This is a genomic window from Vibrio sp. KUL70 (genome assembly GCF_059725515.1).
In genome coordinates this window covers 1,781,029-1,794,637 of sequence record NZ_AP045834.1, presented here as the reverse complement: position 1 = coordinate 1,794,637, position 13,609 = coordinate 1,781,029, and the positions used below count along the sequence as shown (strand labels likewise).

At 43.9% G+C, this 13,609-nt stretch carries 11 protein-coding genes; 6 read left to right on the top strand and 5 right to left on the bottom strand.

What is annotated here, in order from left to right; translation table 11 throughout:
* Positions 1-26: 26 nt before the first annotated feature.
* Positions 27-1,649 carry a methyl-accepting chemotaxis protein gene (locus AC6I7V_RS07755; protein WP_498010607.1) on the bottom strand — a complete coding sequence of 541 codons (1,623 nt, stop codon included), beginning with the start codon at positions 1,647-1,649 and terminating at the stop codon, positions 27-29.
* Between the two features lie 523 nt (positions 1,650-2,172).
* Here AC6I7V_RS07755 and AC6I7V_RS07750 point away from each other — a divergent pair.
* Positions 2,173-2,346 carry a hypothetical protein gene (locus tag AC6I7V_RS07750; protein ID WP_255230559.1) on the top strand — a complete coding sequence of 58 codons (174 nt, stop codon included), beginning with the start codon at positions 2,173-2,175 and terminating at the stop codon, positions 2,344-2,346.
* A gap of 98 nt (positions 2,347-2,444) precedes the next feature.
* Positions 2,445-3,587, top strand: a complete 1,143-nt coding sequence (locus AC6I7V_RS07745; RefSeq protein WP_372065815.1) for an amino acid permease — start codon at positions 2,445-2,447, stop codon at positions 3,585-3,587.
* Between the two features lie 94 nt (positions 3,588-3,681).
* Here AC6I7V_RS07745 and AC6I7V_RS07740 read toward each other — a convergent pair whose 3' ends face one another.
* The 3 genes from AC6I7V_RS07740 to AC6I7V_RS07730 all read right to left on the bottom strand — a co-directional run bounded on the left by AC6I7V_RS07740 (position 3,682) and on the right by AC6I7V_RS07730 (position 7,341).
* The gene (locus AC6I7V_RS07740; protein ID WP_255230561.1) at positions 3,682-5,043 is read right to left on the bottom strand and encodes an L-serine ammonia-lyase; all 1,362 of its coding nucleotides are present in this window, start codon (positions 5,041-5,043) and stop codon (positions 3,682-3,684) included.
* 134 nt (positions 5,044-5,177) lie between these two features.
* Positions 5,178-6,431 carry an aromatic amino acid transport family protein gene (locus AC6I7V_RS07735; protein WP_261881691.1) on the bottom strand — a complete coding sequence of 418 codons (1,254 nt, stop codon included), beginning with the start codon at positions 6,429-6,431 and terminating at the stop codon, positions 5,178-5,180.
* A 310-nt stretch (positions 6,432-6,741) separates the two neighbouring features.
* Positions 6,742-7,341, bottom strand: a complete 600-nt coding sequence (locus AC6I7V_RS07730) for a CoA pyrophosphatase (protein WP_498010606.1) — start codon at positions 7,339-7,341, stop codon at positions 6,742-6,744.
* Positions 7,342-7,599: 258 nt separating this feature from the next.
* On the opposite strand from AC6I7V_RS07730, the gene AC6I7V_RS07725 reads away from it, so the two are divergent.
* A complete protein-coding gene (locus AC6I7V_RS07725) occupies positions 7,600-8,139 on the top strand; it encodes a heme NO-binding domain-containing protein (RefSeq protein ID WP_255230564.1) in 540 nt (179 codons plus the stop codon).
* A 4-nt stretch (positions 8,140-8,143) separates the two neighbouring features.
* Positions 8,144-9,859: an ATP-binding protein gene (locus AC6I7V_RS07720; protein WP_498010605.1), complete on the top strand. Its 1,716-nt coding sequence runs from the start codon at positions 8,144-8,146 to the stop codon at positions 9,857-9,859.
* 146 nt (positions 9,860-10,005) lie between these two features.
* On the opposite strand, the gene pabB is transcribed toward AC6I7V_RS07720, so the two are convergent.
* Positions 10,006-11,394, bottom strand: coding sequence for an aminodeoxychorismate synthase component I (pabB, locus tag AC6I7V_RS07715; RefSeq protein WP_498010604.1), 1,389 nt, complete (start codon positions 11,392-11,394; stop codon positions 10,006-10,008).
* 267 nt (positions 11,395-11,661) lie between these two features.
* Here pabB and AC6I7V_RS07710 point away from each other — a divergent pair, with 267 nt between their 5' ends.
* Entirely contained in the window at positions 11,662-13,176 is a 1,515-nt protein-coding gene (locus AC6I7V_RS07710) for a fumarate hydratase (RefSeq protein WP_255230567.1), read from the top strand.
* A 137-nt stretch (positions 13,177-13,313) separates the two neighbouring features.
* A complete protein-coding gene (locus AC6I7V_RS07705; protein WP_032548748.1) occupies positions 13,314-13,499 on the top strand; it encodes a hypothetical protein in 186 nt (61 codons plus the stop codon).
* The last annotated feature ends 110 nt before the right edge of the window (positions 13,500-13,609 follow it).

The following is a 13,609-nucleotide window of genomic DNA, read 5'->3' as shown; positions in this document are numbered from 1 at the left end:
CCTTGGTGCGATAGGAGGGAGGGTAATTAGCGTTCTTGTCGCTTGTTAGAAAGGGTAAATTGGTTGATTAAGCTCTCTAGGTGATCAGACAGTTCTTCAAGGTCGTTACTGATGTCACGAGTACTTGCTGCCGATTGCGATGTGTTGTTGGCATGAGAGGTAATCGCTTCAATTTTGTTCTGCACATCTTTGGTAGCATGAGTGGTGGATTGAGTCTGATGTTGGATATCTTGAGCATACGCCAATACTTGTTTCATCTCTTCAACAACACCGTTCATCTCTTCGGCTAGCGCGTCGATATCGGTCGAGCTTTGGTAAGCCTGAGCACACACATGATCCGCAGATTGTAGAGATTGTTCGCTACCTTGTTTGAACTGGTTGATGATTGATTCAATATTGTCAGTGGCTTCGGCTGTGCGAGAGGCTAGGTGGCGAACCTCATCGGCAACCACTGCAAATCCACGACCCTGTTCCCCAGCTCGTGCTGCCTCAATCGCTGCGTTGAGCGCCAACAGATTTGTTTGCTCGGCAATCCCATGAATCACAGTCAAGATCGAAGACACTTCACCTGTTTGCTGATTGAGTGAGGAGATCTTATCTTTTACTTCTTCGATACTGGTGACCAGGTTCTTAATCTCGTTGCTAGCATTGTGAGCTTGATTTGCACTCTGAAACGCCACTTCAGCAGTATGATTAATGAGGTTAGAAGCGGTAACCGTTGCCTGCTCTGCACTCACTTGTTGCGCTTGAATACCTTCAATATTGCTCTGTACTTCGGCTGTTTCGCCTTGTTGATCGCTGGCTGCAGTCTCTGTAATGTGAGCTACGCTTGTCAATTGATTTGCAGACGCATTCAGTTTATGTGAGGTGTCTTGTACTTGACCTAAACTGTTCGAGACGGTCTTCATGAAAGAGTTGATCGCTGCTGATAGCGAGCCAATTTCGTCATCACGCTCAACCGGTAGTCGCTCAGAAAGGTTTTTATCGTCACTGACTCGAGTCATAAAGCGAGCGGTTTGTTGAAGAGGGCGGACAATGATCTTGCGAATTAATGTCATGGTGAGACCGAAACCGACAAACGAAATCACCGCCATAATGACTATTGCGGTAATGGTTTGGGTGTGAATCAGTTCGTTAACATGGCTCAAGTTATACTCTAAGCGAATAGCGCCCAATACTTCGCCTTCCGGTGCCATATGACAAGATACGCAATTCGTACCACGGTAATTCTCACTCGATTTCATTGGCAGGGCGATAACCAGACCTTTCCCCCAGTCCGCACTGAAAGGTTCAATGACCGTTTCGCCTGCCAGTGCGCGCTTATCAATGTCGTCTTTCGGCAGTTGATCTGCACTACCAGGGCCATAAAGTTTGCTCACAGTGTCTGCTCTAAGTACGCGAACATCTTCGATGCCTTCTTGCGCCAGTGCTTTATGACGTAGCGTCTCTTTTTGCGACATGGTGCCTGTCAACATCATCATATTGAGGCTGTCGAAATAGTTGCTGGCTTTATCGTGCAGTTGCTCGCTCAAAACTGAGTTCACAAGTTGCTTTTGTTGGGTGTATTGAAAGTATGTAGAGATAGCGAGGAGTAGGGAGAAAACTACGGCCAGTGCTACCAGTATTTTAAACGTTATTGTTGAGCGCATACTGAACACATATTTTTATAATTTATAATGACGAGCATACTGTAGCGGTAAAGTTATGCGGTACCTACCATAAAGGGGTAATTGTGTGACCATACTCCGATTGTGGTTATGTTTCTGTGATGTAGCAGCTTTGTGATGGAAAATTGGCGTAAAAACGTCATAAAAACAGCGCACTTAGCGTCATGTTTTGATCTTCTTTCAACTAATTGGTTTTTTAATTGATGAGTTTGTCGATATAGGTGTGTGCGAGATTAGAAATGAAAACAACATGTAATTTTTAGTTAATTACTTTGTATCAATGTAATTAACTGGATCATATCAATGGCTTAATTAGAATAAATGTGATGTTTTTTAGTCCTGATTGTCCAAATTACATACAGATGAGTAAAAAGTAGCAGAAAATAAGGTTGTGCCGTTGTTTTTCAGGTGTCTTTCGTTAAGATGAATCTACCTCAATACGTGAGGAGGGCAGTAAAGGATGGCTGCTTCAATAACACGGAATGTGACTCATTTGGACACATAGATGAAATTCAAAATTACATCACCAATCATCGAACCGACAGAAGGTTCACCACATCAGCTACCGAACTCTTCGGTTGCCTCTCTTTCTCTACAATCTCGCTTTTATCACAGCTCGCTTTCTACTGCCTTTTCGCGATTTAACTCCGCTTATCGCTCCTATCGATATTCGTTTTAAAGCTTAACTTCTTTCGAATTCTCTTTGCATCTTGATTGATGACAGAGAACTACATCTATTAAAAATTAAATAAATAAGTTAAAGACATGAATATTAAAATGATGGGGAGCTCCCTAATTATCGCTGGTACCGCTTTGGGTGCTGGTATGCTTGCAATTCCAATGGTTCTTGCCCAATTTGGATTACTATACGGTTCACTTTTAATGGTACTGATCTGCTTCGGTACTACTTATGCGGCGCTTCTGCTCCTTGAAGCGACAATCAAGGCAGGTGGCGGCCTTGGCTTGAACTCAATCGCGCGCAAAACTCTAGGTAGACAAGGTCAGCTGATTACTAATGGTCTGCTTTACGCTTTGCTGATCTGCTTATTGATGGCATATATCCTAGGTGCTGGCGATCTTCTGAGCCAACTACTGGCAAGCCTTGGCATTAATGTTAGTGCCACGACAGGCCAGATAGCGTTCACCTTGATTGCTGGTGCAGTGGTTGCGTGTGGTACAGGTGTGATTGATAAGCTTAACCGAGCGCTATTCTTTGTGATGCTGGCAAGCCTTGTGATTACGATGACTTTCCTTGCTCCAGGTATGACTCAAGAAAATCTGACGCAAGTTACGAGTCATGACCACGTAGCATTGATTAAAACCAGTGCGATCTTGTTTACTAGTTTTGGTTTTATGGTGGTGATTCCTACGCTGGTTTCATACAACCAAGAAGCGACCGACAAGCAACTGCGCAACATGGTGATTGTCGGTTCTTTAATTCCACTTGTGTGCTACCTATGTTGGTTATTTGCGGTCGTGGGTAACCTAAGCGAAGAGCAATTTAGAAGCTTCCATAACGTGTCAGACTTGATGGCCGCGTTTGAGACTAAGTCACCTTGGATTGGTAATATCCTGTCGACCTTCACTGGCTTGGCACTATTGACCTCTTTCTTTGGGGTCGCGATGGCTCTGTTCAACCAAAACCGAGACATGTTTAATCAGAACACAGCGGTCACTTACGTAATCAGCTTTATTCTGCCTCTAGCTGGTTCACTGTTAGCAGCAGACAAGTTTCTACAGGTACTGAACTACGCAGGTATTATCTTGGTATTTCTAGCGGTGTTTATCCCGCTTGTGATGGTGCACAAGCAGCGTTTCATGAAAGTGGCTGAAGATAGATACTCAGCGGAAGGTGGTAGCGTGATGATGTTATTTTCTCTACTGTTTGGTTGCTTCTTGATTGTATCTCAAGTGATTTGATCAGACGCTGGCTATAAGCATTAAAATAGTAGATACAAAAAAGGAACGCCTCGGCGTTCCTTTTCTTCATAAGCAAATTAAAGGCGACTGTTAATCAGCAGACCACTTTGATTGCTAGACCACCTTGAGAAGTCTCACGGTATTTCGCGTTCATGTCTTTACCAGTCTCTAGCATTGTTTCGATAACTTTATCTAGAGATACAGTAGGAGCAGAAGAACGACGCAGTGCCATACGAGTCGAGTTGATCGCTTTCACTGCAGCAATACCGTTACGCTCGATACATGGTACTTGTACTTGGCCAGCAACTGGGTCACATGTTAGGCCTAGGTTGTGCTCCATTGCGATCTCTGCAGCCATACATACTTGCTCTGGGCTACCGCCCATAAGTTCAGCAAGACCAGCTGCCGCCATCGAACATGCCACACCAACTTCGCCCTGACAGCCAACCTCTGCACCAGAGATAGACGCGTTACGCTTGTAAAGACCACCGATAGCGCCAGAAGCCGCGAAGTAACGGATGTAGTCTTTCTCAGTCACAGTTTGGATGAACTTATCGTAGTAAGCCAGAACTGCAGGGATGATGCCACATGCACCGTTAGTCGGTGCTGTAACAACACGACCACCAGCTGCGTTCTCTTCGTTTACAGCGAAAGCGAACATGTTTACCCAGTCAACGACTGACATTGGATCGTTCGTCGTTTTTTCTGAAGTCATCAGTTGTTGGCGAAGCGCAGCTGCACGACGAGGCACACGTAGTGGACCAGGTAGAATGCCTTCTGTATTCATACCGCGATCCATACATTCACGCATCGTTTTCCAGATGTTCGCAAAGTAAGTACGAGACTCTTCATCAGAGTGAAGGGCAGCCTGGTTCTTCATCACAAGGGTGCTGATAGACAGACCGCTCTCTTTACATTGGTTCACTAGCTCTTCAGCCGTTGTGAATTCGTAAGGCGCTTTAATTGGGTTCTCTTCTTCCTTGCCGAAGTTCTCTTCGTCAACGATGAAGCCACCACCAATAGAATAATAAGTTTTTGAGTACGCTTTTTCGTCATCGATCCACGCGTGGATGCTCATGCCGTTTTCATGTAGCTCAAGGTTAGTAGTATGGAAGTTCATACCACCATCTTTCGGGAACGATACTGTGTGACAGTGCATGCCAACAGGAAGGCGCTCAGTTTCTTCTACGCGAGCAATAAAGCCCGGAATAGAATCGATGTCTACTTTCTCAGGGGTATTGCCAGCAAGACCCATGATGATAGCGATATCTGTGTGGTGACCTTTCCCTGTCAGTGATAGTGAACCATATACGTCAACGGTGATTTTAGTGATGTCGCGCAATTTTCCCATTGAGCGTAGGTCATCAATAAACTCTTTACCCGCTTTCATTGGTCCAACTGTGTGTGAGCTCGATGGACCAACACCGATTTTATAGATATCAAAAACACTAATCATAGTGATTACCTCAAAAGAGAACCTCCCAAGGGGAGTAGGGAGGTTCATTTATTATCATTATATTTTGGTTTTAATGCTCAGCTTGCTTAATGAGTATTGTTTCACTCATGCGCTTTAGTGTAACGATGCTGAGATTAAAGAGCGCCGTAGATTACAGAACTAATAGCCGCTAGACCACATAAAGCTGTAAAGATTTGTACAGGTGCTGAAGTTTTGTACTTCGCCATTGCTGGAACTTTGTTCATCGCAAATACAGGCATTAGGAACAGGATAGCTGCAATCATTGGAGCACCCATTGTTTCAATCATACCTAAGATGCTTGGGTTAACCACAGCAACAATCCAAGTCGTTACAACGATGAACGCTAGAGAGATTTTTTCAATCTTGCTTACTTGAGTGTTAGAGCGAGATTTGATTAGACCTACAAGACCTTCGTGTGCACCTAGGAAGTGACCGAAGTAGCTAGAAGTGATTGCTGCAAACGCCACTAGAGGACCCATGTAAGAGATAAGTGGAGACTCGTGAACGTTAGCTAGGTAAGAAAGTACAGAGATGTTTTGCGCTTGCGCTGTTGCTAGTTGCTCTGGAGATAGAGAAAGTACAACAGAGAATACGAAGAACATGACAAAACCCATCAGCATCATTGCCGCGCCACCAGTGATAGCGTCAGTTTTCTTAACTGCGTTTTCACCGTGTACACGACGTTGCTCTTTAGAGAACTGAGAAATGATTGGGCTGTGGTTGAAAGAGAACACAATGATTGGAATTGCAAGCCAGATGATAGAAGGCATTGCAGACCATTCTGGGTTTACGTCCATCATAGATGTGTTCCAGTCAGGAACTAAGTAGAAAGACAGTGCTAGTAGGATGAATACTAGTGGGTAAACCATCGCTGAAGTTGCTTTCAGCATGAGTTCTTTGCCGAATACAACACCAGCAGTCATAGCTAGGATAAGTGCACCAGAAAGAAGAGGACGTGGAATAGATTCCATACCCATTTGGTTTACAAGGAAAGAGTCCACAGTGTTTGTGATACCAACACCGTAAATTAGAACGATTGGGTAGATAGCGAAAAAGTAAGCGAAAGTAATAAGGTTCGCGCCAGTCTTACCAAAGTGTTCTTCTACTGTATCAGTGATATCTGCTTCAGGATTTTTTGCAGACAGTACAAAACGTGCTAGAGATTTGTGTGCAAACCAAGTCATTGGTGCTGCGATTAGAGCTAAGATAACTAATGGCCAAAAACCACCCGCACCAGCTTTGATTGGAAGGAATAGTACACCAGCACCAACTGCAGTACCGAACAGCGAAAGACACCAAGTAAAATCTTTATAAGTAAACTTGCTCGAATTCTTTACGGCATTTGCCGAAGAAATTGTTGTATTCATGTTAAATTACTCATTTTTTGGGAACAGGAAATAAGTTGGGGCTAATTTTGCAGAATTTTCTTCGGCAAAAAATAGATCTAAATCATGTAATGAAACGGCTTGTTATATGATAGGCGAAAAACGATTTTATGATCACGAATTTGGCGTGCCACAGATGATTTTTGTTTATGTTTGGTATTAGTTTTTCTTATGTAGAGGGTGGGCTGTTCTAGAATTATACAAAGTAACCGTTTGCGTAAAATAAGTATTAATAAATCTGTTCCATGTAATTTTGAGCGTTTGTTAACAAAAAATAACTGAACCCTCCATTTTATGTAATTTGTTTCACTACGTGTCGCTGCATAGATTGTACAATTTGTGCTGTTACACCCCAGATCAGCTGGTCTTTAAACGGCATCGCAAACACTCGATGCTTGATCTTTTTAAAATCCACTAAATGACTGTGTAAGTTGGCTTGGTCGAACACATATTCGGCAGGAACTTCGAAAATCGAATCTACCTCGTTGGGATCGATTTTGGGTGTGTAGTCAGGGTCAATCAGTGCGACGACCGGTGTCACTGAAAATTTACTGATGGTATTCAGAGCGGGAAGCTGACCTATTACTTTGACCTGTTCTTTAACAACTCCAATCTCTTCTTGAAGCTCTCTGAGTGCAGTGTGTTGCAACGAAGAGTCACTTTGTTCATATTTTCCACCAGGAAAGCTCACTTGGCCGGGGTGATGTTTCAGATGTGCAGCGCGTTTAGTAAAAATTACGTTAAGTTCATTATTGCGTTCTACTAATCCGACAACCACAGCGGCTTGGCGTAGATCTTCGTCACGAAACTGTGCCACACGCTCTATGGATTCGGGGTGGTAGCCGACAATCGGGTTGAGTTGGAACTGTTGCAAAAAGTTTTGTTTATTCATATCGAGCCAATGTACTGATTATTATGCTAATAAGTATAGACATAACTTCTAGCTCAACACCAATCGGTAAAACTCGACAGTTTTAAAGAAGAAGAGGTGCGAAGTGTTGCATATTTGCTATATTGATAAAAAAGATCGCCCAATTTTTGAGTTTTCACTGGGCTGTTAAGTACTTAGCAAAGACACTGCTATGCAAACCGGACATCTAGAACTCTACTTTGATGTCGGAATTCTAAAAACAAAAAATGAAGGTATGCAATGAAAGGAATCATATTTACCGAATTCTTAGAGCTTGTTGAAGATAAGTTTGGTCTGGACCTCCTTGAAGAGGTACTTGAAATGTCTGACGACGAGGGTATCTACACCTCAGTCGGCAGCTATGACCACAAAGATTTAGTGAAACTCATCATCAACCTTAGTAAAAAGACCGATATTGATGCCGCTAGTCTGCAGCGAGTATTTGGTCAATCAGTATTTAAAAACCTACTCGATTCACTGCCTGACAAAGCCAGTCTTGCGCACAGCAATACCACTTTTCAGTTTATTCAGCATGTTGAACGCTACATCCACGTCGAAGTGAAGAAACTCTACCCAGATGCAGAGCCTCCTCAGTTTACATTTTTGACTACGGACGAAGCGCAGCTGGTGTTTGATTATAAAAGCGCGCGCTGCATGTCTCACGTATGCTTAGGTTTGATAGAGGGGTGTGCAGAGTATCATAACGAATCTATCGCGATTGAGATGATCCCTCAGAATGAAGACCAAAGCGTTGTACGTTTTAACCTGAGAGTAGAATAGCAGTATGAGTTCAGAGTCGGCCATTGAGCGAAAGCTTAAACGACAGATTGCTGCGAGAAAGGAAGCGGAAAGGTTACTAGAGCAGAAAAGCCTAGAACTCTTTGAGGCAAACCAGCAGCTCGAGCTAGCGCTCCGTCAGTTAGAGAAGCGATCCAACGCCAACTTACGTCGGATTGAATTCCAAGAGCAAATAGATAACTTGCTGATCAACTTTGGTCGCGCGTTTTTGCGCAACGATCTTGACGACGTTATGCTCCAAGAGTTAACCACCAATATCACCAATAGTTACCTAATTGAAGCTAGCCGTTTAGTGCTGCCTCCCAAACTGCTCCCTGAACTCAAAACCAATGATTATGGAGATGCAATACTTGGTGGGATCGATTTGGATACACAAGAGCTGACTTGGCAAGGCGATGTGTTGTTGATTCCGTTAGAGGTAGAGAAGGTTATTATTGGTTCGCTGCTAGTAAAGGTAAACCTTGTCGATCAAGATAGCGACTTTATTCAGAGTCAGCTGATGTTGGTGACGGATCTCATTTGCAGTGCTATCACTCATCAACTCGCCATTAATCGAAATATAGAGTCAAGACGACGCGCTGAGGAGTCCGAACGCTCAACACGTGATTTTGTTGCAATGATTAACCACGAGCTTAGAACACCGCTCAATGGATTGTTAGGTAGCGCAGAACTGATTAGCGACACAGAGCTGACCGAACCGCAACGTGAAATTGTCAACAACCTCAGTCAATCCGGTGAATTTCTCAGAACCATCATCAACGACCTGCTCGACTACAGCAAAATCAATGCAGGTATGCTGGAGCTTATCCCGAAAACATTTGCGTTGCGTGATCTGAAAAACACCATCGAAAGTATTTTCGTCAACCGAGCAACGGAAAAGCAGATAGACTTTACTATTTCAATAGGTAAACAGGTTCCATCTTACTTTAATGGCGATTTGGAGCGAATTACTCAGCTTTTTGTCAACTTAATTGGTAACGCTATTAAGTTTACGGAAGAAGGTTATGTTCGAGTCAACGTAAATTGGAAAGACGGCCAATTCGTTTTTGCAGTGGAAGACTCTGGGGTAGGTATTGCCGAAAGCGCTATGACTACCTTGTTTGATCCATTCACACAAGCTGACCGATCCAGCAGTCGAAATTATGAAGGCACTGGCTTAGGTTTAGCCATATGTCGCAAGTTAGTTAGCCTCATGAACGGTCACATCTTTGTAAAAAGTGAGCAAGGGGTAGGGACAACCTTTACCATCGCGCTCCCTCTTATCGTAGTGGACACCTCTCATTACGAAGAGAAGGTCAAAGAGAATATCGTTTCCGATACGGGTTTATCACTATTGAAAGTGCTGGTGGTCGATGACATCAAGATGAATCAAATTATTATTCAACAGATGCTGCGTAAGCATGAGATAGAGCCGGCAATTGCGAACAACGGTGTAGAAGGCTTTGAGTTAGCCAGTGTTAATGAGTACGACGTGGTATTCATGGATTGCCGGATGCCAATAATGGATGGTTTTGAGGCTACCGAGAAGCTTCGCGAACAAGGCTACACCAAATCGATTGTGGCTTTGACCGCGGGAACAACTTTAGAGGAACGTGAGCGTTGCATCGAATGCGGGATGGACGACATCCTTAGTAAGCCTTATACAGCTAGCGATCTGAAAGAGATGCTTAAAAAGTGGGGAATGAGTTCTGTTACTCAATAGTTATGGCAAAAGTGCGCCCAAATAGTAGCTTGCACATTTTGCTAGCGTGACTTACATAAAAACCAGAAACTCGAGCTTCTGATTTTTTATGTTGTTAGTACATATAGAACATCAAGTACATACAGAGCATTCCGCTAGGCTTTCGGCTAGTTATGAGCAAGCACTGGCAGGATTCTACTCAGCTTATCTAGCGTCTCTTGATATTCTGATTGACAGTCACTGTCTGCAACAACGCCACCACCTGCCCAAGCGTATAACGTGTGATCTTCTGCAACTAGAGTACGAATGGTGATGCTGGTATCCATACGACCATGACGGCTAATGTAACCGATACTGCCGCAATAAGCAGAGCGCCTGTGCGGTTCAAGCTCTTCGATAATCTGCATCGCTCTTACTTTCGGAGCACCCGTAATCGAGCCTCCTGGAAAACAAGCTCTCAATAGATCCGTTGCATGGTATTGTTCATCGAGCTCGGCACGAATGGTACTCACTAGGTGATGAACTGCAGGGAAACTTTCGATATCAAACAGTTTCGGGACGTGTACTGTACCCGGCTTAGCCACGCGACCAATGTCGTTCCGCAGTAGGTCTACGATCATCAGGTTCTCAGCTTGGTCCTTTTCTGCATGAGCTAAATCGTTGGCATATTCAGCATCGATTTGAGCTTCTTCAGAGCGAGGGCGAGTCCCTTTGATTGGCTTGGTCTCAATTGTGTTGTCTTTAAGTTCAAGGAAGCGTTCTGGAGAGACACTTAAAATAGAGCAATCTTCAAGGCGAATAAAGCCAGAGAAGGGGGCGCTGTTATATTGCTCAAGCTTTTCATACGCTTGCCACTCTGAGCCTTGGTACTGAGCCTTGAAGCGCTGCGCCAAGTTAATCTGATAGCAGTCACCGGACAATAGGTACTCTTGAACAGAATCGAACTTGCTTGCGTAGCTCTCCTGACTCATATTCGATTGCCATTCACCGATTAAGCTAAATGGAGCTTGCGATCCCGCACTGTGCTCCTGAAGCCATGCAAGTCGAGCTTCAACATTCAAACCAACCACACACGCTGCTTTGAGTTTATGGTCAACAATAACTGCCCAATCATACAGTCCAACGGCCATATCCGGCGCTTTGATATCGTGTTCGGCGAGCTCTGGTAAGGTCTCGACACGGCGGCCTAAATCGTAGCTGAAATACCCCAGAGCACCACCGACGAATGGCAGGTCATGTTCAAAATTAAGATCTGGGATTAATTCCTGTTGATACTGATGAAGCAACTCAAACGGGTCGCTTTCTGAAATTATAGGGTCTTCTTGGAGTACACGATTTTCATTAACATTGATCGTGGTTCTTTGACCCGTGGTCTCGAAAGTGGCGACTGGTTGAGCAACCAAAATATCAAAACGACTATCGACATGGCTTTCTGAAGCTGAGCGTAATAGCATTGCCCACGGTAGGGTTTCTATACCTGAAAACAGCTGTTTAGCTAAATTTGATTGATATTCGAGCGGCTTAATTTGGATAGACTGGAGTTCGTTGTTATTCATTTGTTTAATTTGTGACAAAGAGTTCGATCACTGCATGGCGTGTGAGAGGAAGCAAGAGTATCATAAATTGAAATTAAAATGGGCTCCTGGTTCACACAGTTCAAAACAAGGGGTTTAGTGCAATGCGAAGCAGACGACTATCTTGGCTATTTGATGGTTCAGATAAGCGAGTGCCAAAGCAACTAAATTAAGCTCAACATTATAATAAGCTAAACACCCGTAGTGCCATGAGCCCAACATGGAACTAGAACAATAAAGAGGCATGCAATGACGGTTATTCGTAAGCAAGATGTGATCAGCAGTGTCGCTGACGCACTTCAGTACATTTCTTATTACCACCCTTTAGACTTTGTCCAAGCCCTAGAAAAAGCCTATGAGAAAGAAGAGAGCCAAGCAGCAAAAGATGCGATCGCTCAGATTCTGATTAACTCTCGTATGTCGGCAGAAGGCCACCGTCCAATCTGTCAAGATACCGGGATCGTAACCTGCTTCGTCAACATCGGTATGGATGTGAAATGGGAAACAGACCTAACCGTTCAAGAGATGGTTGATGAAGGCGTTCGTCAAGCTTACAACAACCCAGATAACCCACTGCGTGCATCTGTGCTAATGGACCCAGCAGGTAAGCGTATTAATACCAAAGACAACACACCAGCGGTTGTTCACATTAATATGGTTCCAGGCAACAAGGTTGAAATCCAAATCGCGGCGAAAGGCGGCGGTAGCGAAAACAAAACTAAGATGGTGATGCTTAACCCTTCTGATGACATTGCAGAATGGGTAGAGAAGACACTACCAACTATGGGTGCAGGTTGGTGTCCACCGGGCATGCTAGGTATAGGTATCGGTGGTACGGCTGAAAAAGCGGCGGTACTGGCGAAAGAGTCTTTAATGGAGCATATCGATATCCAAGAGCTTATCGAAAAAGGCCCTGAGAACGCAGAAGAAGAGCTTCGTCTAGACATCTTCAACCGCGTAAATAAGCTAGGTATTGGTGCACAAGGTCTTGGTGGTCTCACTACCGTTGTTGACGTGAAAATCAAAACTGCGCCAACACATGCGGCGTCTAAGCCTGTATGTTTAATCCCTAACTGTGCAGCGACGCGTCACGTACATTTCACTCTAGACGGTAGTGGTCCAGCAGAGCTAACACCACCTAAGCTAGAAGAGTGGCCAGACATCACTTGGGAAGCGGGCGCGAATACACGTCGTGTTAACCTTGATGAAGTCACTAAAGAAGATGTTCAAGAGTGGAAGACAGGTGAAACGGTTCTTCTATCAGGCAAAATCCTTACTGGCCGTGATGCTGCACATAAGCGTATCCAAGGCATGTTAGAGAACGGTGAAGGCCTACCTGAAGGCGTCGATTTCAAAGGTAAGTTTATCTACTACGTAGGTCCAGTTGATGCAGTAGGTGATGAAGCGGTAGGTCCTGCTGGCCCAACAACTTCAACACGTATGGATAAGTTCACTGATATGATGCTAAACGAAACAGGCATCATGGGTATGATCGGTAAAGCAGAGCGCGGTCCTGCAACGGTTGAGTCTATCAAAGAACACAAAGCGGTTTACCTGATGGCAGTAGGCGGTGCAGCTTACCTTGTAGCGAAAGCGATCAAGAAAGCGCGCGTTGTCGCGTTTGAAGACCTAGGCATGGAAGCGATTTACGAATTTGAAGTGGAAGATATGCCAGTAACGGTTGCAGTAGATTCAACAGGCGCTAACGCTCACCAAATTGGTCCAGATACTTGGAAGGTCAAAATCGCTGAAGCAGCACAGTAATCAGTGAATGATCAGGGCATAAAATTTAGATTTTTTGCTCGAAAAAGAGAAAAGTGCAGCAACTCCTGCACTTTTGTCTTATTATCAATGATATAGTGATAAACACATAGTTTGATATAAGAGTATAGGAGAAACGGATGCCTCGTTTTATTCAGATCCTCCAGATTATTTTAGCCGTAGTGATTGGTGGTTTTGTTGGTTATGATCTGATCTTGAAAGGGATTAGCATTTTCGATAATAAATACGTCACAATTACATGTGCGTTGTGGTTGATTGCAGAGATTGCACTATTTGTTATCTATAAGTTGATAGAAGACGATTAATCGTAAAATGCAAACAGATAAATTGTCAAAAGCCCCTGATTATAATGATAATCAGGGGCTTTTATTCATCTAGCATTAAGAAATGATGTTAGATAATACTTCGCATAAAC